This window comes from Actibacterium mucosum KCTC 23349 (assembly GCF_000647975.1).
Lineage (GTDB): Bacteria > Pseudomonadota > Alphaproteobacteria > Rhodobacterales > Rhodobacteraceae > Actibacterium > Actibacterium mucosum.
Genome location: NZ_JFKE01000001.1, coordinates 402,172 through 427,107, shown reverse-complemented (window position 1 = coordinate 427,107; position 24,936 = coordinate 402,172). Strand labels below are relative to the sequence as shown.

Genomic DNA, 24,936 nt, shown 5'->3' with positions numbered 1-24,936 from the left:
GAAAGAGCGCCCAACAGTCCCCTCGATATTCCTTGGCTCGACCGCGTGGCTGGCAGTTTAGAAAGGACGCGTAAACCGACCTTTAATCATCCACCTATTGTACCAATGCCGCCTGCACCGCCATTATTGTATCGTTTCCAAAAACAATACGCAGGCTCAAGAATCAAGTAAATCAGTGTTTTCCGGAAGCCAGTGGCCGGAAGACATCAAACTATGGGCTTGCAGCTCGTGCCAGCTGCCCAGTTTTGCCGAACCTTCGAACCACAAAACCGGGTCCGCGGACACGGCATCATAATAGGTGTTGTACAGCTCGGAATTCGCAAAGTGCTCTTTACGCATTTTTTCCTCGCTGGACTTTTCGACAACAACGTTCAGGAACTTCGTGTGCAGCAAGATGCCAGAAGGTATTTTCCCATCCTTCGGGTCGCGGACATTGTTCAGACGACGGGGCAAGACAGAGTGGGTGGAGCTGACATAGGCAAATCGGCGATTCCATTTCACCAACGGCGCCTTCGACAATGTCGGTGCACGTTCAGGCTCGGACGCAAAAAACACCCGCCCGCGCGCGCCACCGCGGATCAGCATGTTGCGCAAAGGGGGCTGATACTTGGTTGGGTAACCGGTGGGATCGTACCATTCCAATTGCTGTGTCGGATCTTCACCAGGCACATAGGGCGCGTCGGACAGCCGGCCCTTGGGATAAAGGTCCAGCATCAGGGCACCAAAAGACCGTTTGCCGTCGCGATCCAGGCGGCGGGTCAGGGCATGCAGGTCTTCGGTCTCGTGATACGGATAGATTAGCAACTCGTCGGCATCGACAGTTAAACACCAATGTCCGTGGCCATGTTTAATCTGTAACCAAGTCACCCAATCCATTCCAAACCGGGACAACCGATAGCTTTGGTCCGTCGTCCAGACCGAGATATCGGCCGCATCCAAAATGTCAGATGTCGCGTCATTGCTGCCGTTGTCGACAAACAGGAAGTGACCAACACCCATCTTGCGGTAATAGTCCAGGAAATAAGGTAAACGCGCCTCTTCATTGCGCACGCAGGCGAACAACAAGATGTCGTTTTTGGCAATTGCCTTGGTGTGATCGCGAAACGTTTTAAGTTGTCTCCGTTTCCGAAGCGCACGAAACAACAGACGCCGGCGCGTCCAGCGCATTCGGTAAGCATCCCAAAGCTCGGATAGTGTTGGCACCCTGCCCTCGCGTCACGGTTTTGGTCTTTATACCGCGCAACGACAAAGAAAAAACCCGCCCGGAAATCCGCGCGGGTTCAAACATGGGGAAGCGTTGGTTATTGCGCGGCGTTACGCACCGAAACCATTTCTTCCAGATAGGTGCCGAATTCGTCGCGGAGATCTTCGCGCGCCAGACCGAAGGCAACAGTCGCCTGCAGGAAGCCAGCCTTGGACCCACAGTCAAAACGCTGACCGCGGAAACGCAGGCCGTATACACCGCCGTCTTCCTTACCGATTTCATCCGCAATTGCGTCGGTCAGCTGAATCTCGCCACCGGCACCCTTTTTCATCGCAGAGATGTTGCGCAGAACTTGGGGTGTCAGGATATAGCGACCGATCACAGCCAGGTTGGACGGAGCCTCTTCCGGGGCGGGCTTTTCAACCATACCTTTGACAGACACCATGTTGCCCATGTCTTCGCTGACATCGAGCACACCGTAAGCCTTTGTTTTTTCAGGGGCCACTTCCATGGCAGCAACCATGTTGCCACCGGTTTCCTGGTAGGCCTCAACCATCTGCTGCAAGCAGGGTGTTTCGGCTGCGATAACGTCATCAGGCAGAATAACGGCAAAAGGCTCGTCCGCGATCAGGCGGCGTGCGCACCAAACAGCATGACCCAGACCCAGCGCCTTCTGCTGACGGATGTATGCGATTGCGCCGCTTTCCATATCCGTGGACTTCAGAACTTCCAGAAGTTCCGTCTTGCCCTTCTTTTGCAGCTCATTCTCCAAAATCGGCGAATGGTCAAAATAGTCTTCCAGCGCACTTTTGCCGCGTGCGGTGACGAAAATGAATTCCTTAATCCCGGCCGCACGTGCTTCGTCGATTGCGTATTGAATCAGCGGGCGATCCACCAGGGTCATAATCTCTTTCGGCACCGACTTGGTGGCCGGCAGAAATCGCGTACCCAGCCCCGCAACAGGGAAGATCGCCTTCGTAACTTTACGCTGCATATTTCACCTCAAATGTCCCTTCGAACAGCACCCGCAAATAGCGCGGGGCATACCTTCGTGTTAGTGCACCAGTAAGCTTAAACTTTTGTTGCAACCGTGAACAAAAATACAATGAACACCGTGAAACATGAACGCTTTCACCAAGATTTCGCGGGTGTGCGTCCTAATGAACTCAGTTTGGCCATTTTGGTACGTGTTTCAATGACAGTCGCCTAAGCAAGCGACATATCGCGCATCATTGCCTCGATTCGCGGCACGTCCTCCGGGTTGTTTAGTTCCCAGAATTGTCGCCCGCGGGCCTCGACCTCGACACACAGTACGGGCCGTTCCCGCTCCATGAAGCGCAATTGCTCTAATCCTTCCAACTGCTCAAGCTGCCCGGTTGGCCACGTAGGGTAGGCCAACAGGGCGCCGGGGCGATAGGCATAAACGCCAACATGGTGAAAGACCGGGGTCGGGTCTTCGTTATCAAACTGTTTGCCCGTAAAAGGAATGACTTCTTTCGAGAAATACATCGCCTTGCTGCCAGCACCGAAAACCGCCGTCGTTCCACCAACGCGGCCTGCGCGTCGGTCGGCAAGAAAGGCGTTCAGCGTCGCACCGTCACAGCGCAAAACCGGCGTGGCAACTTCGGCCGTCGGATCAGCGCGCAGGCCTGCCACCAGATCTTCGACAAACCACGCCGGTGTCAGCGGCGCATCGCCTTGCAAGTTCACGATGACGTCAAAGTCTCGGCCCAACTTCTCGAACGCTTCCGAACAACGCTCTGTTCCGTTCGCACAGTTTTCCGAAGTCATCACAACCTCGGCCCCAAATGCTTCGGACGCCTCGCGAATGCGATCGTCATCCGTCGCGACCACAACGTGATCCACGCCTGAAACGGCCATTGCGGCCTCCCACGAACGTTGGATCAGCGTTTTGGATTCACCACCGGCACCTGTCAAAGGCACCAATGGTTTTCCGGGGTAACGCGTTGACGCATAACGCGCCGGGATAGCAATCAGGACGCTCAATTAGGCCTCTTTCAGAACCACATCAGGCGACGCGACAATAAAGAACGGGTTCTCGTAGATCGGCTTACCGTATGTCAGTGGCGTGTGATCGTCAAAACGCAGAACCTTGCCGCCTGCACCCAGAACCACAGCGTGGCCTGCGGCGGTGTCCCATTCCATCGTGCGACCAAGGCGCGGATAGATGTCAGCTTCGCCTGTTGCGATCAGGCAGAACTTCAGCGACGAACCGGCGCTGGTCATGTCTCTGACGCTGTATTTGGCGATATAATCGTCGGTGGCCTGATCGCGGTGCGATTTCGAAGCCACGACCATCAGCGCGTCATTGTCGGGGTTCGAAACGCTCAGAGCTTTCTGATTACCGACAACGTCCAAAGCCAGATCGCCGGTTTCTTCGACCGAGGCACCATCAGCCTTGGTGTAGAACAGCCGGTCTTTGGCAGGGGCATATACCACACCACGTACAGGTGTTCCGTTCTCGACATACGCGATGTTCACCGTGAACTCGCCACGGCGTTTCACGAATTCTTTCGTGCCGTCCAATGGATCGACAATCAAAAAGCTGTCGGCGGTCTGCGCGTGGCTGTCGGCCTGCTCTTCGGTTACGATCAGAGTATCTGGGAACGCTTCGGCCAGGATTTCACTGATCATGGCGTCCGCGGCTTCGTCAGCCTCGGTCACCGGGCTTTCGTCCGACTTCGATTTTACCTCGAAATCATCGGAGTTGTAGATCTCCATGATCTTCGCACCGGCCAAAAGCGCCGCCTTGCGGCTGATTTGTTCAAATTTTTCAAAATCCAATTTGATCTCCATTGCAGCGTCAATTGCCGCCATCGTTGTAAGATTTCGTCAACGCCCTTATGATCCTGTCAAAACAGATCGGCAAGGCGCCTTTGCGCCGCAATGCGTGACCAAGCAGGCAGGACACTCGATGTTTGTGCAAAAGAAGTACAAATCGCCCGCTAACAGTGCATTTGCACTGATGACGCTGATTTATCATGCGTCCGTCCGGCACGTGCGCCGAACCCACGGCAACCCGCTGCTTGGTTTGATCTCGAACGTTATGCAAACCGTGCTTTTTGTTGCGGTCTTCTATGTGATGTTTGAAATCCTTGGCCTGCGTGGCATGGCGATACGCGGCGACTTTTTGCTGTACTTGATGACGGGGATCTTTCTGTTCATCACGCACAACAAGTCCTTGGGGGCAATTGTCGGGTCCGAAGGACCGACATCGCCAATGATGCAGCACGCTCCGATGAACACGATCGTGGCGATTTCAGCGGCGGCCATCAGCACGCTGTATATTCAGATCCTTTCGGTCTTTGTTATCCTGCTGGTCTATCACGTGGCGTTCACTCCAATCACGATTGAAGAGCCGGTCGGCGCCATGGGCATGGTCATTCTGGCGTGGTTTTCCGGTGTGGCCATTGGCCTGCTCCTTTTGGCGCTCAAGCCCTGGGCGCCCGGTCTCGTCGGAATGATCTCTACCGTGTATCAGCGCGCGAACATGATTTCGTCAGGAAAGATGTTTTTGGCCAACACGCTGCCGGGGTCGATGCTGGCGCTGTTTGACTGGAACCCGCTGTTTCACGCAATCGATCAAGCGCGCGGATTCACGTTCATCAACTATAATCCGCATTTCAGCTCGATCACTTACCCGCTTTACCTGTCCTTGGCGTTGATCATCATCGGGTTGATGGGCGAGTTCTATACGCGGAAACACGCCTCTGCCAGCTGGTTCGCCGGCAAGTGACATTGGATAACATCCAATAGCCACCCAGATTGCATGACCTGAACGGGGCGATTCCGCCCTTCAAGGAGTGCATTATGAAACCTCTCATCCTTTCCGCAGCGATCCTGACCATGTTGGCGGGTTGCGACACGACGGAACAAAGCGCCGCAACCGGCGCGTTGCTGGGTGCTGCTGTGGGGGCAGCCACAGCCGGCCAAAACGAAGGTAAAGGTGCGGCGCTGGGTGCTGCCTTAGGCGCGGTTGCCGGTGTTGCCGCCCATGGCGCCGCGCAAGGACCTGAATGCCGTTATACCTATCCCGATGGCCGGGTTACCTATGCCCCTTGCCCGCAATGATCAGGTCACAACGCGCAAAGTCAGGTTGATCCGCCCACCTTTGGGCAACAAAGTTGACGATCCGGCGCGGATGCGGTCGACCCCGTGATAGGTCAGCCGCGCCGCGCCGCCCATCACCACCACGTCACCCGAGTTCAGCCATATACTTTCGGTTTTGCCACCGCGGGTTTCGTTGCCAATGCGAAAAAGGGCCGAATCACCCAACGAGATCGAGACCACGGGATAACTGAAATCCGCTTCGTCCCGGTCCTGATGCATCCCCATCCGTGCGTTGGAGTCATAGAAGTTCAGCAGACAACAATCCGGTGTGCGTTCAAGTTCGGTCAGATCCCGCCACAGGGTCAAGACCAGTTCGGGAATCGGCGGCCAATCCACACCACTGGGGTGCTTGCCCTCGTATCGATAGCCAGAACGGTCTGAAAACCAGCCAAATTTGCCCATTGAGGTCATCCGGACACGCATCGGTTTGCCGTAAGGTGTCACCGGCGAAAACAACGGCGCGGCCTTGGTAACGCCCCTCAGTTCCTCAACCAAAGCTGCTTGCGCGTCGGCGTTCAGCAAACCGGGATGTATATCAAAGCCACGCAGCCGGATCGCCTCTGCACCACCTGTGGCGAAAACCCCCGATTTGACTCGATTTTCTTGCATATCAGCCCTCTTTTGCTTGGCTTCCGCGACTTGTAGCGCTATGTGGCCGTCCCTATATACGCCCAGTAGCGTGGTGCAGGCAGAGGCTTGGCCACAATGGGATCGGAGGGTGGAGGCCTCGAAGAGGCTCCGCAATCCATAACATCGCCGAAGGAAGAGGTAGAGTAAAATGGCTAAAGTCATCGGGATCGATCTCGGGACAACAAACTCGTGCGTCGCCATCATGGATGGTGCCCAACCCCGCGTTATCGAAAACGCCGAGGGTGCACGGACCACCCCCTCAATTGTAGCATTCACGGATGACGAGCGCCTTGTGGGCCAGCCGGCAAAACGCCAGGCCGTCACCAACCCAGACAATACGATCTTTGCCGTAAAACGCCTGATCGGCCGCCGCGTGGACGACCCGGCAGTTGAAAAGGATAAGGGGCTTGTGCCCTATGCCATCGTGGATGGCGGCAATGGCGACGCCTGGGTCGAAGTGAAGGGTGAAAAATACTCGCCCAGCCAGATCTCGGCCTTCACCCTGCAGAAGATGAAAGAGACCGCTGAAAGCTATCTGGGCGAAGACGTCACCCAGGCCGTGATCACGGTTCCTGCCTATTTCAATGACGCACAGCGCCAAGCCACCAAAGACGCCGGCAAGATCGCCGGTCTGGAAGTGCTGCGTATCATCAACGAGCCGACCGCCGCCGCACTGGCCTATGGTCTGGACAAGAAAGAAACCAAAACCATCGCCGTTTATGACCTTGGCGGTGGTACGTTCGACGTGACGATCCTGGAAATCGATGACGGCTTGTTCGAAGTGAAGTCGACCAACGGCGACACGTTCCTGGGCGGCGAAGATTTCGACATGCGCATCGTGCAGTACCTGTCGGACGAGTTCAAAAAGGAAAACGGTGTCGATCTGTCGAAGGACAAGATGGCCCTGCAGCGCCTGAAAGAGGCCGCAGAGAAAGCCAAGATCGAACTGTCCAGCTCGCAACAGACCGAGATCAACCAACCCTTCATCAGCATGGACCCCAATGGCGGTCAGCCGCTACACATGGTGATGAAGCTGACCCGCGCCAAGCTGGAAAGCCTGGTGGGTGACCTGATCAAAGGCTCGCTGAAGCCTTGTCAGGCTGCGTTGAAAGACGCAGGTCTGTCGACCAGCGACATTGACGAGGTGGTTCTGGTCGGCGGTATGACCCGCATGCCCAAGGTTGTGGACGAAGTGTCCAAGTTCTTTGGCAAAGAGCCGAACAAAGGTGTGAACCCGGACGAGGTTGTGGCCATGGGCGCCGCCATTCAGGCCGGCGTGTTGCAGGGCGACGTGAAGGACGTTGTGCTGCTGGACGTGACACCGCTGTCGCTGGGTATCGAAACGCTGGGTGGCGTGTTCACCCGCCTGATCGACCGCAACACTACGATCCCGACCAAAAAGTCGCAGATCTTCTCGACCGCCGAAGACAACCAGAACGCCGTGACCCTGCGCGTGTTCCAGGGCGAGCGCGAGATGGCGGCCGACAACAAGATGCTGGGCCAGTTCAATCTGGAAGAGATCCCGCCCGCTCCGCGCGGCCTGCCGCAGATCGAAGTGACCTTCGACATTGACGCCAATGGCATCGTGACCGTGAACGCCAAGGACAAAGGCACCGGCAAAGAGCAGGCGATCACGATCCAGGCCTCGGGCGGTCTGTCGGATGACGACATCGAACAGATGGTCAAGGACGCCGAAGCCAACGCAGAGGCCGACAAAGAGCGCAAGGAACTGGTTGAGGCCCGCAACCAGGCCGAAAGCCTGATCCATTCGACCGAGAAGTCGATGGAAGAGCATAACGACAAGGTCGACCCGACCACCATCGAGGCGATCGAACTGGCCATTGCTGCGCTCAAGGATCAGCTGGAAGACGAAGGCGCCAGCGCCGAGAAGATCAAGAGCGGCATCCAGAACGTCACCGAATCGGCCATGAAACTGGGCGAAGCCATCTATAAGGCTCAGCAGGAAGCAGCCGGCGGCGACGACGCCGAGCCCGCCGACATGGACGAGCCCAGCGCCGTTGACGACGATATCGTTGATGCCGATTTCGAGGATCTCGACGACAGCGACAAACGCTGATCGCGGACCGGAACGCTTGTGGCCGGTCCCGAAAGGGGCCGGCCCGCGCACTTCTCGAGCAAGGGAAAGCTAGATGGCAAAGCGCGACTATTACGACGTTCTGGGCGTAGGCAAAGGCGCCTCGGGCGACGAACTGAAGAAAGCCTACCGTCGCAAGGCCAAAGAACTGCACCCCGACCGCAACGCGGACAATCCAGATGCCGAGGCGCAGTTCAAAGAGGTCAACGAGGCCTACGACGCGCTGAAAGACCCCGACAAGAAAGCAGCCTACGATCGGTATGGCCACGCGGCCTTCGAAGGCGGTATGGGTGGCGGACGCGCACAGGGCTTTGGTGGTCAAGGCGACTTTGCAAGCGCGTTCTCGGACGTGTTTGACGACCTGTTTGGCGACATGATGGGTGGCCGCGGCGGAGGCGGCGGACGGCAGCGTGCCGTGCGTGGTTCGGACCTGCGTTATAACCTGCGGATCAGCCTGGAAGAGGCCTATACCGGCCTGCAAAAAGCAATCAACGTGCCGACCTCGGTAACCTGCAGTGCCTGCGACGGCACCGGTGCTGAAGGCGGAGCCGAGCCAACCACCTGCCCCACCTGTTCGGGCATGGGCAAGGTCCGCGCGCAGCAGGGTTTCTTTACGGTTGAGCGCACCTGCCCCACCTGCAACGGCACCGGCCAGATTATCCAGAACCCCTGCAAGGTTTGCCACGGCCACGGACGCGTCGAAAAAGACCGCGCGCTGAACGTGAACATCCCCGCCGGTGTGGATACCGGCACCCGGATCCGCCTGTCGGGCGAGGGCGAGGCCGGCATGCGCGGTGGCCCGCCGGGCGATCTGTATATCTTCATCGAGATCCGCGAACACCAGATCTTTCAGCGCGAAGGGCAGCATTTGTCGTGCCTTGTTCCTGTGTCGATGGCCACGGCCGCGCTGGGTGGCGATATCGAGGTGCCCACCATCGACGGTGGCCGCAGCCGGGTGAAAATCCCCGCCGGCAGCCAGACCGGCAAACAGATGCGCCTGCGTGCCAAGGGGATGCCCGCGCTGCGCGGCGGCCCGTCGGGCGATATGTTCATCGAGATCGCGGTGGAAACTCCGGTCAAGCTGACATCCAAGCAGAAAGAGCTACTGCGCGAGTTCGACCGGCTGAGCGAAGAGAACAATCCCGAAAGCTCGGACTTCTTTGGTCGCGTGAAGAATTTCTGGGACGGGATGAAGAGCTAATCGCGCGTTAACCGTTCATTTAGCTAAAATTGTCACAGTCGGCCCATGACCCGGGCCGACTCGTTCTCTGAACCGCCTCTGCCGCTTTTTGATGAAAGCGCCGCCAGCCCGGTTTTGCCCAAGGGCGGGCGCCTGCCCTCGTATATCAAAGATCACCGCAAACGCCTGCGCAGCCGCTTTATGGAAGGGGGGGCGGGGGCGATGCCCGATTATGAGCTGCTGGAACTTGTCCTGTTCCGCGCCATTCCCCGGCAGGATGTCAAACCGCTGGCCCGTCGCTTGCTGGATCATTTCGGTGACTTCAACCGGGTGCTGTCGGCCCCTATTGCGCGTTTGCAGGATGTCGACGGCGTTGGGCCATCGGTGGTGCAAGAGTTGAAGATTGTCGAGGCCGCCGCCCACCGCCTGGCCCGCGCCCGTGTGATTGACCGGCATGTGCTTTCGGGCTGGGACGCGGTTTTGGACTATTGCCACACCACCATGGCCCACCGCGAGACCGAGCAGTTTCGCGTGCTGTTCCTGGACCGCAAGAACGTGCTGATTGCAGATGAGGAACAGGCCCGCGGCACCGTCGACCACGTGCCGGTTTACCCGCGCGAGGTGGTTAAACGCGCGCTGGAATTAAACGCCAGTGCGTTGATTTTGGTGCATAATCACCCCTCGGGCGACCCCACGCCGTCAGACGCCGATATCGCCATGACCGCTCAGATCGAAACCGCCGCTGCGGCGCTGAACCTGACATTGCATGACCATATCATCGTCGGCAAATCGCGCGAGCTGAGCTTTCGGTCAGCCGGGTATCTTTAACGCACCCAAACCTCGACCCGCCGGTTCACGCGGCGGCCCCATTCGGCATCGTCGCACGCCATCGGCATCACCTCACCAAACCCCAGAACCTGCATCCGGACCTGCGCGAAATCGGCCGAAAACGCCGATTTGACTACCGCGTCGCGCACCGTGCGGGCGCGTTGGGCCGACAAGCGCTGGTTCACCTGCCAGTCGCCCTCGCCATCCGAAAAGCCGACAAACAGCAGCTCGCGCCCGTCAAAGGCACCACTTTCGATGGCCTTGGCCAGATCGGCAACATTGCCGGCCGATTGCGGCTCTAACGCGCTGGCCCCCCCGCGAAACCGGAACGTCGTCGTAAGCCGCCGCGCGCCGGTCAGTGCATCGGTCATGCGTTTCAATTCGGACAAAGGAATGTCGGCTTCGGCCACGCGCGCTGCGTTCAGCAGACGCGTGCCTTGCGCGGCCCATGGGATCTCTTCCCGGCCCTGATCCACAAACCCGGCGCGGCGGATGGTGGGCTGTGCCTGCGGACTTCGGAGAAAGGCCAGAAACTCTCGCGTAAACAGCGGCAGGCGTTTCTGTGGCATATAGAGGAACAGAGGAAGCGTCAGCGGGTAGTCCCCCGATTTCAGCCGCTGCCGATCCGCCAGAACCGGCATGCCGCAATCTCCTGCCACGGCCAAAGGCACCGCGTTGCCAATTTCGGACAACCGCACCATGCCCAACGCCAGAGGATCGCGCGCAATTGCATCGCTCAGCGCGGCCTCGTCCGGGTGTCGGTTCATTTCCGCGGGCGCTTCGAAGCCAGCAGGCATCAGAACCTGTGACCGGATCACCTGTGCCGGGCCGCTGCGCGACGACCGCCCTTGCAGCAACACAGGACCCCCTGTTGCGGGCCATTCCGGCACAGCCCCCGCCAGCATCGAGGCCAGCATCGTGACCGTGATTTGGTTGGTTGAGTTGCCGCGCGCCACTGCCGGCACCAACGCATCGAGGCCCAGGATGCGGTTCTGCCCGGGGGCAGAGATGTCGCCCAGCCCCGCAGCCCTTGCTGCCTGTATCTCGGCCTCGCTGGCTTCGCGCAGGGTCATGGCGATATCTGCTTCGCCCAGCAACAGCCGCGCCATGCCACCGTCGCTGTCGGACAAGCGAAACCCCACGCGCGCCACATCAAAACCGGTGCCGGGATCCGCCAGTTCGATGTCGAAATCTGAGTCAGAACGCACAACCCGCCTTACCGAAAGCCCACGCCGTGCCGCATAGGTTTCCAACAAAGCAGGCAGCAACGTGTCGCCAATGGCATGACTACCTGCAACGGTGAACTCGGCCACGTAGTCTTCGAGATTTGGGCAACCAACACCGCGGCACAATACCCCTTGCCCGTCGAGCACCAGTTCGCCGAACTCGGTTTGCAGCCGGTAAAACTCACCATCAAAGGTCAAAAGAGTCCCTGAAAGCGCAATTTCGCCGTCCCGCGAGGTCAGCGTTACATCTTGCGCATGCAAGGGGGTCCACAACATGGAAAGCGCGGCGAAAATCGCCGCGCACAAAAAACGTCGGATCATCCGGTGTGCCGCCCTCGCGTCAGTTGGCGGCGATCTTCAGGTCTCGGACAACATTTTTCAACACCAGAAATTCACCGATCCCATCGCAACCGGGTGCTGCCAGCGTAAGGTCGATGGCTTGCATGGATCCGTCAGGCCCAGGTTGCAACGCCTCGGCGTTCAGATCGTTTGAGCAATTGCCTTCGGTAATCGGCACTTCGATACTGACACGCACGACGTCGCTGTTTAGTGCCTGACCCTTCGGGTGGCTATAGACTTGCGCGACCATAGGCGACGCCAACGTGCCATCGCCAAGCACGGACATGAAGCCGCCTTTGCCCTGCAGGGCCTGATCTGCCCCGCGCGGTGCCTGAGCCCAGACATGGCCGTCTTCGCCATAGCCTGCACCAAATTCGTAGGCGTGCAGTTCCATCAGTCCGCTGCCATCAGATTGCAACACGACACGTTCAAAATCCGCCGCATCCGGCACCTCGACAAAGCCGCGCAGAATGTCGCCATCGCTCAGGCGCACAAGAAAAGTCGCGCTGCCATCCAGTGCGGGAACATCCAACGTTGCCGTTCCAGTGTTTGAAAGGCGGGCCGCGAAGGCGAGGCGTCCGTGCAATATTTCGATCCGGTCATTTGTCGCGCAGGTGGCCGAGACGTGCAGTTGCACCATTGCCGCTTTGCCCGCAGTTGCTGTCAGAGCTGTTTCGCACTCCATGCCGAACTGGTTCAGTTGTTGCGCGGCGGTCCGATCGGTAACCGATGCTTGCCCGGCATCAAGACCCTCCATACGCTCGGAAATCGCAGCGTTTTCCGGCGTAGAAAGAGCAGCAGGCGCCAAGGGCGCAACCGGCAGCTTCGGCAGTTCGGGACCAGCGTCCGTGCTTGCAGAAAGTGTAGCGACATTTTCAAGCTCGAAACGTTCGGCCGTCGCGGGAGGGGTCACAAACTCGGCCACCGGCGTTACGCTTTGCGCGTTGCCAGTATTCTGCACCAGGTGTCCAGCACCGGCGGCGATTAAGACGGTTGCCCCGATCATCAGCTTCTTGCGGTCAAACTTCACGGCCTACCCTTTCCTGCTACCCGTGTGCAGGCTAGGGGTCAATCGTGGCGGCAGGTGGGCCGAAAATGGGATTGTTGCGGCTATGGTGACAGTTTTCAGACCTCAATATATGGGCCAAAACACTGAAATCGGTGCGCATTTAGTAGAACGCGCCGGGAACCTCGCCCAGCGCGCCACGATCATGCCAGAATTTGGTCAGATCAGGTCAATCGACCGTGGCAATGTTTGAACTTCTTGCCCGAACCGCAAGGACACAGATCGTTCCGGCCTGGATTGCCCCATGTGGTGGGATCGTTTTCGTCAAAGCCGTCGATCAGGGGGGTGAACCCGCCTGCAGGTCCTTCCGCCGCAGCCGCAGCCGCCTGTTGCTGCGCCACCAGTTGCGCCATCATCGCCTCTTGCTCTTCCGGTGTGATCGGACGCACCTGACCCAGCTTTTGGGTCACCTCTTCACGCAGAGCGTTCAGCAGGTTTTCGAACAGGGCAAAGCCTTCGGTCTTGTATTCGCTCAGCGGGTCTCGCTGTGCATATCCACGGAACCCAACGACCGAGCGCAGATGCTCCAATGTCAGCAGATGCTCGCGCCATTTGCCGTCGATGGTTTGCAACAGCAGCTGCTTCTCGACATTGCGCATGGTCTCGGGGCCGAACTGTACGGCCTTCGACGCCATCGCCTCGTCCGCCGCTTTGGCGATACGTTCGCGGATGACATCATCGTCGACGCCTTCCTCTTCCGCCCAGGCAATGACCGGTACGTCGATGTTCAGCTTTTCGATGACCGCCGCATACAGACCTTCGGCATCCCACTGATCGGCATATGACCGTTCGGGAATGTAGTGATCCACCAGATCGTCGATCACGTGGTGACGCATGTCTTGCACAACATCGGCCAGATCCTGCGATTCCATGATTTCGCGCCGCTGGCTGAAGATGACCTTTCGCTGGTCATTCATCACGTCGTCGAACTTCAGCAGTTGCTTGCGGATATCAAAGTTGCGGCCTTCGACCTTGGCCTGCGCGCGCTCCAGCGACTTGTTCACCCATGGGTGCACGATCGCTTCGCCCTCTTTCATACCAAGGCCCGACAGAACCTTGTCCAGGCGTTCCGAGCCAAAGATCCGCATCAAATCGTCATCCAGCGACAGGAAGAAGGACGACCGCCCCGGGTCCCCCTGACGGCCCGAACGGCCACGCAGCTGATTGTCGATCCGGCGAGATTCGTGACGTTCGGTGGCCAAAACAAACAGGCCGCCGGCTTGTTTCACGGCCTCTTCGTCGGCTTCATGCTGTTTCTCGATCTCGGCCCGCAGCGCCTCGGGGTCGGCCTCGGGGTCGGCGGCGATGGCTTCCATCACCTTGAACTCGACATTGCCACCCAGCTTGATGTCGGTGCCGCGGCCGGCCATGTTCGTCGCGATGGTGATCGCGCCGAGCTTGCCGGCATCGGCGACGATCTGCGCCTCTTGCTCGTGCTGGCGCGCGTTCAGCACGTTGTGCTTCAACCCGGCCTTTGTCAGCAGTTGCGACAACAGTTCCGACTTTTCAATCGACGTGGTGCCCACAAGGATCGGCTGACCCTTTTCGTTTGCCTTCCGGATCGTTTCAACAATCGCGTCATACTTCTCTTGCGCCGTGCGATACACTTGGTCGTGTTCGTCGTCACGCGCGATGGGACGGTTGGTCGGCACCTCGACAACGCCCAGGCTGTAGATTTCGGCAAATTCCTCGGCCTCGGTGGCCGCGGTGCCGGTCATTCCGCCCAGCTTGTCGTAAAGGCGGAAGTAGTTCTGGAAGGTGACGCTGGCCAGCGTCACGTTCTCGGGCTGAATGTTACAGCCTTCCTTGGCCTCGATGGCCTGGTGCAGGCCGTCCGACAGGCGTCGCCCGGCCATCATCCTGCCGGTGAATTCGTCGATCAGAACCACCTCGCCGTCGCGAACGATATAGTCCTTGTCGCGGGTAAACAGCTTGTGCGCCTTCAGCGCCTGCGTGGCGTGGTGCACGATGGTGGTCGATTCGGGGTCATACAGCGTCTGCTCTTCGGGCAGGATGCCGGCCTTGTGCAGCGCCTGTTCCATGAACTCGTTGCCTTCGTCGGTGAAGGTCACGTTCCGGGTTTTTTCGTCCATGGTGAAGTGATCTTCGGTCACTTCCGGAACCAGCTTGTCAATGGTGACATACAGCTCGGACCGGTCCTGGCTGGGGCCAGAGATGATCAGCGGCGTCCGCGCTTCGTCGATCAGGATCGAATCCACCTCGTCCACAATGGCGAAATAGTGATCGCGTTGGGCCAACTGGGTCAGTTCTGACTTCATATTGTCGCGCAGATAGTCAAAGCCCAACTCGTTGTTGGTGGCATAGGTCACGTCACAGGCATAAGCCGCCTGTTTCTCGTCCTCAGGCTGCTGCGGATAGATCACGCCCGTGGTCAGGCCCAGCGCGCCATAGACCTTGGACATCCATTCGGCATCACGTTTGGCCAGATAGTCGTTCACCGTCACAATGTGCACGCCACGCCCAGTCAACGCGTTCAGATAGGCCGGGAAGGTCGCCACCAGCGTTTTACCCTCACCCGTCTTCATTTCGGCGATGTTGCCCTGGTGCAGAAAGATCCCGCCCATCAACTGCGTATCAAAGGCCCGCAGACCCAGCGCGCGCTTTGCGGCTTCGCGGCAATTGGCAAAGGCTTCGGGCAGCAGATCGTCCAGCGCCTCGCCATTGGCGACGCGTTCCTTGAAGGCGGCGGTCTTTTCGATCAGGCCTTCGTCCGACAGCGCTTCGAACTCGGCCTCAAGCGCGTTGATCTTGGCCACAAGCGGCCGGGTCGATTTGATCTTGCGATCATTCGGCGTGCCAAAAACCTTCTTGGCGATTGTTCCGATACCCAGCATGTGTTCTCCGCGTGGTGGCGCAATTAAAAAGCGATCGTGAAAGGGGGTGCCTTGCCCCCCCGCCTCAGGCCGCCTAGGAATGGCTTTGAAACGGGGCAGTTTGGCGCTTTCGGACCACAAGCGATGTAAGCGCCTGCCCCAGCAGTGTCAACGTTGCCTTACCCACCGGCACCAACGGAGTTGCCCAGATGCATTTTACCTTCAAATCCACGCTTGCCGCGCTTGCGATCACCGGTTTCGGCATTGCCGCCCTGGCACAGGACGCAAACACCGTCGTGGCCACCGTTGGCGGTCAGGACATCACGTTGGGACAGATGATTGTGATGACCACACAATTGCCTGAACAATACCGACAATTGCCCGACGACGTGCTGTTTCAGGCCGTACTGGATCAGTTGGTACGCCAAACCGCCATGGCGCAGACAATTGACGGCAAGTTGAGCCTCGAAGCGCAGCTGGCGTTCGAAAATCAGCGCATGTCGTTTCTGGCCAACGAAGCCCTTGCCATCGCCGCAGGTGGCGCTGTCACGGACGAAACCGTGCAAGCCGAGTATCAGAAGCTTTATGTCGATGCCCCAACCGAGGAAGAGTTTAACGCCTCGCACATTCTGGTAGAGACCGAAGAAGAAGCCATCGCCATAAAGGAAGAGCTGGACGGCGGTGCCGATTTCGCCGGTTTGGCCCGTGAAAAATCGACCGGCCCGTCCGGCCCGAATGGTGGATCGCTGGGTTGGTTTGGCACCGGCATGATGGTGAAACCCTTCGAAGACGCCGTTCTGTCGCTGAGTGTTGGCCAGGTATCCGATCCGGTGGAAACACAATTCGGCTGGCATGTGATTATCTTGATCGACAAACGTGCAAAACCCGCGCCGGAATTGGCTCAGGTTCGCGGCGAAATCGAGAATCAGCTGCGCCAGTCAGCCGTAGAAGCCGAGATCGAGCGTGTTTTGGCGGCGACAACCGTGGACAAGCCGGAAACAGAGATTGACCCCGCGCTGCTACGGGACCAAGCTCTCGTTCTGAATAAATAAAACACGGCGGAGAGGACAGATGGCCAAGGGCGACAAGGACAAGAAAGAAAAGAAAAAGGCCAAACTGAAGGTCGAGGAAAAGAAGAAGAAGGCCAAAAAGGCCAAGCCCGTCAAATCTGTCAAAGCCAAGTCAAAACCAGCGAAGAAAGCCAAGGCCGCCGCCAAGCCGGCCGGGCTGCCCGTTTCGCCGCTGGCGCCCAAGATCATACCTGAAATGCCGGTCATTGACGGTGTGGAATTTGCCACTGCCGCGACCGGGACCAAGTACAAGGGCCGCGATGACGTGATGCTGGCCAAGTTGGCGGCAGGTACGTCCGTGGCGGGCGTCTTTACCCGATCCGCAACGCGGGCCGCTCCGGTGCTGGATTGCGAAGCCAAGCTGGGTCAGGCCGCCGGGCGTAAAACCGCCGCCATCTTTGTGAACGCAGGAAATGCCAACGCCTTTACCGGAACCAATGGCACCGATGCGGTGGCAGCAATCACCAAGGCCGTGGCCACGGCCACCAAGGTACCGCAAGCGCGTGTTTTCACGGCCTCGACCGGAGTGATTGGGGAACCGTTGCCCACCGACGGCATTACGGCCGCATTGGACAAGATGGTGGCAGACCTGTCGCCCGAAGATATGGCCAAGGCCGCCGCGGCGATTCGCACCACCGATACTTTCACCAAGGTCGCAACCACGACGGTGGATTTGGACGGCACCCCGATAAATATTGCAGGTATCGCCAAAGGCTCGGGCATGATCGCGCCCGATATGGCCACGATGCTGGTTTATATCTTCACCGACGCTGCCGTTGCACAGGCCCCGTTGCAACGATTGGTTGGCCGTCTGACCGACAAAACGTTCAACGCAATCACTGTGGATGGGGATACATCCACCTCTGATACGTTGCTGGTTGCAGCCACCGGTAAATCTGGCGCGCCCGCGATCAACGACCTGCGCGGACGCAACGCCAAGACCTTTGGCGATGGTCTGCATGCGGTGATGCTGGATCTTGCCCATCAAGTTGTGCGCGACGGCGAGGGGGCCACAAAATTTGTCGAGGTGGCCGTAACCGGTGCAGCCAGCCCTTCGGACGCCAAAAGGGCGGCCATGGCGATTGCCAATTCGCCGCTGGTGAAAACGGCCATCGCCGGCGAGGACCCGAACTGGGGTCGAGTTGTCATGGCTGTTGGGAAATCTGGTGCCAAGGCGGACCGTGATCAATTGACGATTCACTTCGGTGACACGCTGGTGGCCGAAAAGGGCTGGGTCTCGCCGGACTACACCGAGGCCGCCGGTGCCGCCTATATGAAGCTGGACAACCTGAAGATCACGGTCGATCTGGGCATGGGCAATGGTGTGTTCACCGCGTGGACCTGCGACTTCACCCATGGCTATATCTCCATCAACGCGGATTACCGCTCATGAAAACCGTCCTCGTTTCGGCCGTAGCGCTGATCGACACCGACGGCCGTGTTCTGTTGGCGCAACGCCCCGAGGGCAAGTCGATGGCTGGATTGTGGGAGTTTCCGGGCGGCAAGGTTGAACCCGGCGAAACACCCGAGGCCGCGTTGATCCGCGAGCTGCAGGAAGAGCTGGGTATCAACACATGGCGCAGCTGCCTTGCCCCGCTGACTTTTGCCAGCCACAGCTATGAAAACTTTCATTTGCTGATGCCGCTTTTTGCCTGTCGCAAGTGGGAAGGCATCCCGGCCCCGCGCGAAGGGCAGACGTTGGCGTGGGCGCAAAAAGACGAATTGATTCGCTATGACATGCCACCGGCGGACATCCCCATTGTGCCAATCTTGCGGGACTGGCTGTAAGCTCCTTCTATTTGTTACAAAAAACTTAATGTTTCGCCCGCAAAACAGGCAAAATGCTAATATTTCCGCGTGAAAAATTTGCGGATATGAATTACGTTTTAAGAACCAATTGAGGAGTTGGGGGGAGATTATGCTTCGCACAATAACGGTCGGGACTTGCGTTTCCGTCCAGGGCGCGTTTGTTCGCAATATGCCCAACGGCAATATTCAAGTTCGCGTTGGTGATCGCGTTTTTGAAGGCCGCCCTGTGAGCACGCAGCGCGCTGCTTGATCACATATCGCCAGAAATAGAAAAAGGGGTGGTCTGGGGCCACCCCTTTTTATTTGTCTTGGTGTTCCGGGACCCGCGCGCGGATCAGTCCAGCGTACGCTGAACTTCCTCGCGCTCGAAGATCTCGATAACGTCCGCCGGGCGAATATCGTCGTAATTCTCAAAGGCCATACCGCATTCCTGCCCGGACTGAACTTCGGCAACTTCGTCTTTGAAGCGCTTCAGCGTTTTCAGCGTACCTTCGTGGATCACCACGTTGTCGCGCAGCAGGCGCACACCGGCAGAACGCCGCGCCACACCTTCGGTCACCAGACAACCAGCAACCTTGCCAACACCGGTAACCTTGAACACTTCTTTGATCTCGGCATAACCGATGAAGTTTTCGCGCACCTCGGCCGACAACAGGCCCGAAGCCGCCGCTTTCACATCATCCACAAGGTCGTAGATGACCGAGTAATACCGAATCTCGACACCCTTCTGGTTGGCAGCGTTCCGCGCCGGCGCATTCGCCCGCACGTTAAAGCCAAAGACCGGCGCACCCGACGCTTCGGCAAGACCCACATCGGTTTCGGTGATCGCACCAACGCCAGCATGCAGCACACGCACGCGCACTTCGTTGTTGCCGATCTTTTCCATCGCCTGAACGATGGCCTCGGCCGAACCCTGCACGTCTGCTTTCACAAGAATCGGCAGCTCGGCGACGTTTTCGTCTTCCTTCGCCTTGGCCATCAGCTGTTCCAGCGTGGTGGCAGCCCCGGCAGCGGCACGTTTCTCTTTCGCTGCATCGGCGCGGTATTCGGCGATCTCGCGAGCCTGAGCCTCGGCCTCGACCACGTTCAGAACGTCGCCGGCCTCGGGCGTGCCGTTTAGGCCCAGAACCTCCACCGGAACGGACGGCCCGGCCTCTTTCACCCGATCACCCTTGTCATTGATCAGCGCGCGGACCTTACCCCACTGCTCACCCACGACGAAGATATCACCCTGGCGCAGCGTGCCGTTCTGAACCAGAACCGTGGCAACAGGGCCCCGACCCACGTCCAGCTTGGCTTCGATAACGGCGCCGGATGCGGCGCGTGTCGGGTTGGCTTTCAGTTCCAGAATTTCGGCTTGCAGAGCAATCGATTCCAGCAATTCGTCCAGACCTTTGCCGGTGATGGCCGAAACTTCGACATCCTGCACTTCGCCCGACATCTTTTCGACGATCACCTCATGCTGCAGCAGATCGGTGCGCACCTTGTCGGGGTTGGCTTCAGGCTTGTCGCATTTGTTGATGGCCACGATCATCGGAACCTCGGCCGCCTTGGCGTGCGCAATGGCTTCGATGGTCTGCGGCATCACGGCGTCATCGGCGGCAACAACCAGAACAACAATATCCGTCACCTGCGCACCACGGGCCCGCATCGACGTAAACGCGGCGTGGCCGGGTGTGTCGAGGAAGCTGAGCGTTGTGCCGCTGTCGGTGGTAACCTGGTAGGCGCCGATATGCTGTGTAATGCCGCCAGCTTCGCCCGCCACAACCTTTGCGTTGCGGATTGCGTCCAGCAGCGAGGTCTTACCATGGTCAACGTGGCCCATGATCGTGACAACGGGCGGACGACCAGTCAGGTCTTCTGCTTTGTCTTCCACCGAATCGATCACGTCTTCAACGTCTGCGTCCGAAACGCGGACGATCTTGTGACCAAACTCTTCGACGATCAGTTCCGCCGTATCCTGGTCGATGGACTGGTTCTGCGTAACCATCATGCCCATTTTCATGAGCTCTTTGACAACGTCAGCCACACGTTCGGCCATACGGTTCGCCAGTTCCGACACCACGATGGTCTCTGGCACCTGCACATCGCGCACAATCTTTTCGCGCGATTCGGCACCACCCATCGCCTTTTGGCGGATGCGTTCCTGCTTGCGCTTCATGGCCGCCATCGAGCGCTGACGCCCGCCTTCGCCGCCGGTCAGCGCCTGGTTGACTGTCAGCTTGCCCGAGCGACGGTTGTCGTTCCGGCCACCGCGGTTGTTGCGGTTGTTGCGGTCATCGTCGCGTTCGCGGTCGGTCTTGCGCGGGGTCGGCTTGCCACCACCACGCACAGGCTGGTCGGCAGCAGGCTGCGCTGCGGCAGCGGCTGGGGCCGCTTTCGGAGCGGCCTTTTCAGCGGCGGCGTGCTTCTTGGCCTCTTCGGCTTCCTTGCGCTTACGCTCTTCGGCCTCGGCCTTGGCTTTGGCGGCCTCTTCGCGTTCACGCTGTTCGCGCTCTTTCGCTTCAATCTCTTCGCGGCGGCGGCGGCGCGTTTCTTCGCGCTGCTTTTCTTCGTCTGCACGACGCTGGGCTTCCGCGGCCTCGTTGGCCTTGGCTGCCTTCAGCGCCCGCATACGGCGCTCCATCTCGGTGTCAGAAATCCCGCCCGGACGGCGCGACGGATCACCCGCGTGGCCACCTGACCCGGACTTTCCAGTCCCGGGTTTGGGCACAACCACCCGTTTCCGTTTCGTTTCGACCACGACATTCTTGGTGCGCCCGTGGCTGAAGCTCTGCTTCACCTGGCCGGGACGTCCCCCGCCGCTGCGCACACCCAGAGTTTTTTTGCCGTCACTATCGCTCATATGGTCTTCGTACCTTCTTTTGGGGCCCCTGCCCCATCTGTCATGCGGACGCCGGTAAGCTTGGCTGCATCCTCTACAACACGTTTTGCGAGTCCGCCAGCCGCAAGCGCGCCATGTATCACATGTTCGCGCCCAAATGCCAAACCCATTTCCCCGGCGTTAAGACAGCCGATAAAGGATCCCGGTCCATCCGGTGGGCTGAGCTTTGATTTGCCCCGCCCTGATCCATCACTCGCCTGCAACAGATAGGCCGCCTCGCCGGTCAGCAGCCAACCTTTTACCTTTTCATACCCGCACACGGCCTGACCCGCTTTGCGTGCCAATGATACGCCGTCGATCACACGGCGGGTCAGCGCCGCCTCGATCAGGTCAATCAACCCGTCCGGCACCGAAACCTGTGCCTTGGCCCCACGCGCGAACAATCGCTTCGTGATCGCCTTGTCCAAGGCAGACCGATCCGCCGACACCCAGATGCCGCGCCCCGGAAGCTTGGCGGCCAAATCCGGCACGATCATGCCGTCAGGCGACACCACGAACCGGATCAGCCCAGCCTTGGGCTGCACCTTGCCGGTAGCCAAGCACCGGCGTTCCGGTTCACCCGGTTTTGTTTTCCGTGCGGCGCGCCCCATGGCTGCGGCCTCGGCCCGATCAGGCCTCGGCCTCCTCCGTGCTGGCTTCGCCGTCGTCTTCTGCGCCGTCTTCCAGATCTTCCTCGGCTTCTTCGGTGACCAGATCAGCCGGGTCAACCCAGCCAAGTTCGATCCGCGCGGTCATTACAAGGTTCTGCGCTTCTTCCAGGCTGACATCGAAGGGTTCCAGAACACCGTCATCCTTCACACGCTCGCCATCGACCGATGTCCAGCCACCGGCCAGCTCCCAGTCGGCGCAGGTGGCGAAATCTTCCAGCGTCAGAACGCTGTCTTTCGCCAGTGCCTCGATCATTTGGGGTGTCAGCCCCTCGAAATCAACCAGGCTGTCCTCGACGCCCAGCGCGCGCGCGGCTTCCAGAGCGGCGCGGTTGGCCTCTTCCAGCACATCGCGGGCCCGCGCCTGCAGTTCTTCGGCGGTGCTTTCGTCAACGCCGTCAATCACCAACAGCTCGTCCATCTCGACATAGGCCACTTCTTCAAGCGAGGTGAACCCCTCGGACACCAGAAGCTGCGCAAAGAATTCGTCCAGGTCCAGCTTGTCCATAAACAGATTGGTGCGCTCGGCGAACTCGGCCTGACGGCGCTTGGATTCCTCGGCATCGGTCATGATGTCGATATCCAGGCCCGTCAGCTGGCTGGCCAGACGCACGTTCTGACCACGGCGACCAATCGCCAGGCTCAGCTGCTCGTCAGGCACCACAACCTCGATCCGCTCAGCCTCTTCGTCCAGAACAACTTTCGACACTTCGGCCGGTTGCAGCGCGTTCACAAGGAAGGTCGGCTGATCTTCGTTCCACGGGATGATGTCGATCTTTTCACCCTGCAGCTCGTTCACAACAGCCTGCACACGGCTGCCGCGCATGCCCACGCAGGCACCCACCGGGTCGATCGAGCCATCATAGCTGATCACGGCAATCTTGGCGCGGCTGCCGGGGTCGCGGGCCACGGCCTTGATCTCGATGATGCCGTCATAGATCTCGGGCACTTCCATCTTGAACAGTTCGGCCATGAACTGCGGGTCGGTTCGGCTGAGGAAGATCTGCGGGCCGCGCGCTTCGCGGCGCACATCCTTGATATAGCACCGGATGCGATCGTTCGGGCGATAGCTTTCGCGGCCGATCTTTTCGTTGCGGCGCAGGATGCCCTCGCCACGGCCGATATCGACGATGACGTTGCCATATTCCTCGCGCTTTACAACGCCATTGATGATGGTGCCGGCGCGGTCTTTGAACTCGTCATACTGACGATCCCGCTCGGCCTCGCGCACTTTCTGCAGGATCACCTGCTTGGCGCTCTGCGCGGCAATCCGGCCCATTTCAACCGGCGGAACCTCGTCGCGCAGCTCGTCCCCAACGGCGGGGTTTTCCATATATTGCTTGGCTTGCTCAACCGTCAGCTCGGCCTGATAATTCTCAAGCTCTTCGTCTTCGACCACGGTGCGCACGCGGGTAAAGGTTGCCTTGCCGGTCTTGCGGTCGATGGACACGCGAATATCCATCTCGGCGCCGTAGCGCGACTTGGCCGCACGGGCCAGGCTTTCTTCCATCGCTTCGACGACCAGCTCGGGGTCGATCATCTTTTCGCGGGCCACGGCCTCGGCGGTTTGCAACAGCTCCAGCTGGTTTGCAGAGGTAATTGCCATCTCACTCCTCCTCGGGGGCGGTTTCTTCTGTTTCTATTTCGTCAAACGCGTCTTCGTTCACAACGCCGGCGGCCTTGCGGGCCCGCAGCACGTCGCGGATCAGATCATCCGTCAGCACCAGTTTGGCGTCCGACAGCCATTCGAATTTCAACCCGATGGTGCCCTCAGATATTTCGATCAGCACTTCATCGTCTTCGATTCCGGCCAACTGGCCTTTGAACCGGCGGCGCCCGTCGATCAGCTCGGCCGTTTCCAGCTTGGCCTCGTACCCGTCCCACGCCTCAAAATCTTTCAAGCGGGTCAGCGGGCGGTCGATGCCGGGGCTGGAAACCTCCAGCGTGTAATTCTCTTCGATCGGGTCCTCGACATCCATGATGGCGCTGACCGCGGTCGAGATATCGGCGCAATCGTCCACCTCGATCCCGCCATCGGGCTTGTCGGCCATGATTTGCAGGATCGGCGTGTTGCCGCCCTGCAAACGAATGCGCACAAGTTCGTACCCCATGTCTTCGATCACGGGTTGCACGATCTCGGCCAATCGCCGGTCGATCATCGTTTTGGCTATCAGGTCGCTCATATCATCCAAGCACAAAAAAACGGGCGCGCGGCCCGTTGTTCATTCCGGTGGAGCGTCGGGCAGAACCCGAAACGCGCCGCTGTTGTCAAGCGATATACGCCCGTTGGGTTGAGTCTGCAAGGGGCATCGTTGAACAGGCCGTAAGGCGCGGTTTTGGACCACGCCGCACGGGGTTTCTCAGTCTTCGCTCTTCCACCCCTTGTCGCGGTGGGACCCGTCGCAATAGGGCTTGTTGCCCGACAGCCCACAGCGGCACAGGATGTACTTATCCTCTGACAGGCCGGTGGCGGTGGTGTCGGTCTCAACCTCGCAGCCCGTGACCCAATAGGGGCCGTTTTCCTGGATCTGGATCGTGGCACCTTCGGGCACGATGGTTTCCGACACGCCGTCGCGGATGATCTGCAAGGCGCTCGAGGGGCAGGCAGCCACCACGGCCTCGACCTGCTCAACCGTGCCCTTGTCGGGCTGAACCCAGGGTTTCTGACTGACATCAAAGATGTTTGACGCGATCCGCCCGCATTCCGCCGCGTGCCCGCACAGGCGCGGGATAAAGCCAACGGTGACCTCGGCCCCTTCATAGGTGAACAGCCGGTCCGGCCCCTCGGGCTTGCCACCGCGCGACTGGAACCCGGCCGCGTTATGCGAGCCATCGCAGAACGGTTTGTTCTGCGACGCGCCGCAACGGCACAGCGCCATCACCTCTTTGCCCTCGACGGGCGTGCCGTCGGTGCCGCGCAGGTCCGGCATACCGGTGACCACCAAGGGGCCGTTTTCGCGTTCAACGATCTTGGGTCGGTCCGTCATGGAAAA

The 24,936-nt window shown here is 59.2% G+C and carries 21 protein-coding genes; 8 read left to right on the top strand and 13 right to left on the bottom strand.

Features of this window, described 5'->3' with window-relative positions:
* Positions 1-156: 156 nt before the first annotated feature.
* The 4 genes from ACMU_RS02045 to cysQ all read right to left on the bottom strand — a co-directional run bounded on the left by ACMU_RS02045 (position 157) and on the right by cysQ (position 4,021).
* Complete coding sequence (locus ACMU_RS02045; RefSeq protein WP_236626169.1) at positions 157-1,065, bottom strand: glycosyltransferase family 2 protein; 909 nt, start codon at positions 1,063-1,065, stop codon at positions 157-159.
* Between the two features lie 236 nt (positions 1,066-1,301).
* Positions 1,302-2,198 carry a UTP--glucose-1-phosphate uridylyltransferase GalU gene (gene galU, locus ACMU_RS02040; RefSeq protein WP_035255600.1) on the bottom strand — a complete coding sequence of 299 codons (897 nt, stop codon included), beginning with the start codon at positions 2,196-2,198 and terminating at the stop codon, positions 1,302-1,304.
* 212 nt (positions 2,199-2,410) lie between these two features.
* Complete coding sequence (locus tag ACMU_RS02035) at positions 2,411-3,211, bottom strand: 3-deoxy-manno-octulosonate cytidylyltransferase (protein WP_035255598.1); 801 nt, start codon at positions 3,209-3,211, stop codon at positions 2,411-2,413.
* On the bottom strand, positions 3,212-4,021 hold the full coding sequence (gene cysQ / locus ACMU_RS02030) for a 3'(2'),5'-bisphosphate nucleotidase CysQ (RefSeq protein WP_035255597.1): 810 nt from the start codon (positions 4,019-4,021) through the stop codon (positions 3,212-3,214).
* Positions 4,022-4,139: 118 nt separating this feature from the next.
* Here cysQ and ACMU_RS02025 point away from each other — a divergent pair, with 118 nt between their 5' ends.
* The gene (locus ACMU_RS02025) at positions 4,140-4,961 is read left to right on the top strand and encodes an ABC transporter permease (protein WP_035256069.1); all 822 of its coding nucleotides are present in this window, start codon (positions 4,140-4,142) and stop codon (positions 4,959-4,961) included.
* A gap of 74 nt (positions 4,962-5,035) precedes the next feature.
* Positions 5,036-5,296, top strand: coding sequence for a hypothetical protein (locus ACMU_RS02020; protein WP_035255596.1), 261 nt, complete (start codon positions 5,036-5,038; stop codon positions 5,294-5,296).
* Here ACMU_RS02020 and ACMU_RS02015 read toward each other — a convergent pair whose 3' ends face one another.
* Positions 5,297-5,944 carry an alpha-ketoglutarate-dependent dioxygenase AlkB family protein gene (locus tag ACMU_RS02015; RefSeq protein ID WP_051587797.1) on the bottom strand — a complete coding sequence of 216 codons (648 nt, stop codon included), beginning with the start codon at positions 5,942-5,944 and terminating at the stop codon, positions 5,297-5,299.
* Between the two features lie 169 nt (positions 5,945-6,113).
* On the opposite strand from ACMU_RS02015, the gene dnaK reads away from it, so the two are divergent.
* The 3 genes from dnaK to radC all read left to right on the top strand — a co-directional run bounded on the left by dnaK (position 6,114) and on the right by radC (position 10,068).
* Complete coding sequence (gene dnaK, locus ACMU_RS02010) at positions 6,114-8,042, top strand: molecular chaperone DnaK (protein WP_035255594.1); 1,929 nt, start codon at positions 6,114-6,116, stop codon at positions 8,040-8,042.
* Between the two features lie 73 nt (positions 8,043-8,115).
* Positions 8,116-9,261 carry a molecular chaperone DnaJ gene (gene dnaJ / locus ACMU_RS02005; RefSeq protein WP_035255592.1) on the top strand — a complete coding sequence of 382 codons (1,146 nt, stop codon included), beginning with the start codon at positions 8,116-8,118 and terminating at the stop codon, positions 9,259-9,261.
* A 45-nt stretch (positions 9,262-9,306) separates the two neighbouring features.
* Positions 9,307-10,068, top strand: coding sequence for a RadC family protein (gene radC, locus ACMU_RS02000; protein WP_035255591.1), 762 nt, complete (start codon positions 9,307-9,309; stop codon positions 10,066-10,068).
* On the opposite strand, the gene ACMU_RS01995 is transcribed toward radC, so the two are convergent.
* From ACMU_RS01995 to secA, 3 genes are all read right to left on the bottom strand, one after another.
* On the bottom strand, positions 10,065-11,570 hold the full coding sequence (locus tag ACMU_RS01995) for a phosphate ABC transporter substrate-binding/OmpA family protein (RefSeq protein ID WP_236626168.1): 1,506 nt from the start codon (positions 11,568-11,570) through the stop codon (positions 10,065-10,067). The two genes, radC and ACMU_RS01995, sit on opposite strands and share 4 nt — an antisense overlap.
* Positions 11,571-11,634: 64 nt before the next feature.
* Entirely contained in the window at positions 11,635-12,639 is a 1,005-nt protein-coding gene (locus ACMU_RS18570; protein WP_152544477.1) for a hypothetical protein, read from the bottom strand.
* Between the two features lie 224 nt (positions 12,640-12,863).
* Complete coding sequence (gene secA, locus ACMU_RS01985; protein ID WP_035255588.1) at positions 12,864-15,554, bottom strand: preprotein translocase subunit SecA; 2,691 nt, start codon at positions 15,552-15,554, stop codon at positions 12,864-12,866.
* Positions 15,555-15,742: 188 nt separating this feature from the next.
* Here secA and ACMU_RS01980 point away from each other — a divergent pair, with 188 nt between their 5' ends.
* The 3 genes from ACMU_RS01980 to mutT are packed head-to-tail and all read left to right on the top strand — an operon-like array spanning position 15,743 to position 18,391.
* Complete coding sequence (locus tag ACMU_RS01980) at positions 15,743-16,585, top strand: peptidylprolyl isomerase (RefSeq protein ID WP_035255586.1); 843 nt, start codon at positions 15,743-15,745, stop codon at positions 16,583-16,585.
* Between the two features lie 19 nt (positions 16,586-16,604).
* A complete protein-coding gene (argJ, locus tag ACMU_RS01975; RefSeq protein ID WP_081805350.1) occupies positions 16,605-17,996 on the top strand; it encodes a bifunctional glutamate N-acetyltransferase/amino-acid acetyltransferase ArgJ in 1,392 nt (463 codons plus the stop codon).
* Complete coding sequence (gene mutT, locus ACMU_RS01970; protein ID WP_035255584.1) at positions 17,993-18,391, top strand: 8-oxo-dGTP diphosphatase MutT; 399 nt, start codon at positions 17,993-17,995, stop codon at positions 18,389-18,391. The genes argJ and mutT overlap by 4 nt, the downstream gene beginning before the upstream one ends.
* A gap of 355 nt (positions 18,392-18,746) precedes the next feature.
* Here mutT and infB read toward each other — a convergent pair whose 3' ends face one another.
* The 5 genes from infB to ACMU_RS01945 all read right to left on the bottom strand — a co-directional run bounded on the left by infB (position 18,747) and on the right by ACMU_RS01945 (position 24,930).
* Positions 18,747-21,257, bottom strand: a complete 2,511-nt coding sequence (gene infB / locus ACMU_RS01965) for a translation initiation factor IF-2 (RefSeq protein ID WP_035255583.1) — start codon at positions 21,255-21,257, stop codon at positions 18,747-18,749.
* Positions 21,254-21,886 (bottom strand): RNA-binding protein, encoded by a 633-nt coding sequence (locus tag ACMU_RS01960; protein ID WP_035255582.1) that lies wholly within the window; start codon positions 21,884-21,886, stop codon positions 21,254-21,256. Before ACMU_RS01960 ends, infB begins: the two co-directional genes overlap by 4 nt.
* Before the next feature lie 19 nt (positions 21,887-21,905).
* Positions 21,906-23,549, bottom strand: coding sequence for a transcription termination factor NusA (gene nusA / locus ACMU_RS01955; RefSeq protein ID WP_035255580.1), 1,644 nt, complete (start codon positions 23,547-23,549; stop codon positions 21,906-21,908).
* Between the two features lies 1 nt (position 23,550).
* Positions 23,551-24,126: a ribosome maturation factor RimP gene (gene rimP / locus ACMU_RS01950; RefSeq protein ID WP_035255578.1), complete on the bottom strand. Its 576-nt coding sequence runs from the start codon at positions 24,124-24,126 to the stop codon at positions 23,551-23,553.
* Positions 24,127-24,303: 177 nt separating this feature from the next.
* On the bottom strand, positions 24,304-24,930 hold the full coding sequence (locus ACMU_RS01945) for a CDGSH iron-sulfur domain-containing protein (RefSeq protein WP_035255577.1): 627 nt from the start codon (positions 24,928-24,930) through the stop codon (positions 24,304-24,306).
* Positions 24,931-24,936 lie beyond the last annotated feature (6 nt).

Bases quoted from the DNA above. Each gene is read 5' to 3' on its own strand.
- galU (WP_035255600.1), bottom strand. From the start codon at position 2,198: ATGCAGCGTAAAGTTACGAAGGCGATCTTCCCTGTTGCGGGGCTGGGT.
- cysQ (WP_035255597.1), bottom strand. From the start codon at position 4,021: ATGGAGATCAAATTGGATTTTGAAAAATTTGAACAAATCAGCCGCAAG.
- ACMU_RS02025 (WP_035256069.1), top strand. From the start codon at position 4,140: ATGTTTGTGCAAAAGAAGTACAAATCGCCCGCTAACAGTGCATTTGCA.
- ACMU_RS02020 (WP_035255596.1), top strand. From the start codon at position 5,036: ATGAAACCTCTCATCCTTTCCGCAGCGATCCTGACCATGTTGGCGGGT.
- ACMU_RS02015 (WP_051587797.1), bottom strand. From the start codon at position 5,944: ATGCAAGAAAATCGAGTCAAATCGGGGGTTTTCGCCACAGGTGGTGCA.
- dnaK (WP_035255594.1), top strand. From the start codon at position 6,114: ATGGCTAAAGTCATCGGGATCGATCTCGGGACAACAAACTCGTGCGTC.
- dnaJ (WP_035255592.1), top strand. From the start codon at position 8,116: ATGGCAAAGCGCGACTATTACGACGTTCTGGGCGTAGGCAAAGGCGCC.
- radC (WP_035255591.1), top strand. From the start codon at position 9,307: ATGACCCGGGCCGACTCGTTCTCTGAACCGCCTCTGCCGCTTTTTGAT.
- ACMU_RS01995 (WP_236626168.1), bottom strand. From the start codon at position 11,570: ATGTTGTGGACCCCCTTGCATGCGCAAGATGTAACGCTGACCTCGCGG.
- ACMU_RS18570 (WP_152544477.1), bottom strand. From the start codon at position 12,639: ATGATCGGGGCAACCGTCTTAATCGCCGCCGGTGCTGGACACCTGGTG.
- secA (WP_035255588.1), bottom strand. From the start codon at position 15,554: ATGCTGGGTATCGGAACAATCGCCAAGAAGGTTTTTGGCACGCCGAAT.
- ACMU_RS01980 (WP_035255586.1), top strand. From the start codon at position 15,743: ATGCATTTTACCTTCAAATCCACGCTTGCCGCGCTTGCGATCACCGGT.
- argJ (WP_081805350.1), top strand. From the start codon at position 16,605: ATGGCCAAGGGCGACAAGGACAAGAAAGAAAAGAAAAAGGCCAAACTG.
- mutT (WP_035255584.1), top strand. From the start codon at position 17,993: ATGAAAACCGTCCTCGTTTCGGCCGTAGCGCTGATCGACACCGACGGC.
- infB (WP_035255583.1), bottom strand. From the start codon at position 21,257: ATGAGCGATAGTGACGGCAAAAAAACTCTGGGTGTGCGCAGCGGCGGG.
- ACMU_RS01960 (WP_035255582.1), bottom strand. From the start codon at position 21,886: ATGGGGCGCGCCGCACGGAAAACAAAACCGGGTGAACCGGAACGCCGG.
- nusA (WP_035255580.1), bottom strand. From the start codon at position 23,549: ATGGCAATTACCTCTGCAAACCAGCTGGAGCTGTTGCAAACCGCCGAG.
- rimP (WP_035255578.1), bottom strand. From the start codon at position 24,126: ATGAGCGACCTGATAGCCAAAACGATGATCGACCGGCGATTGGCCGAG.
- ACMU_RS01945 (WP_035255577.1), bottom strand. From the start codon at position 24,930: ATGACGGACCGACCCAAGATCGTTGAACGCGAAAACGGCCCCTTGGTG.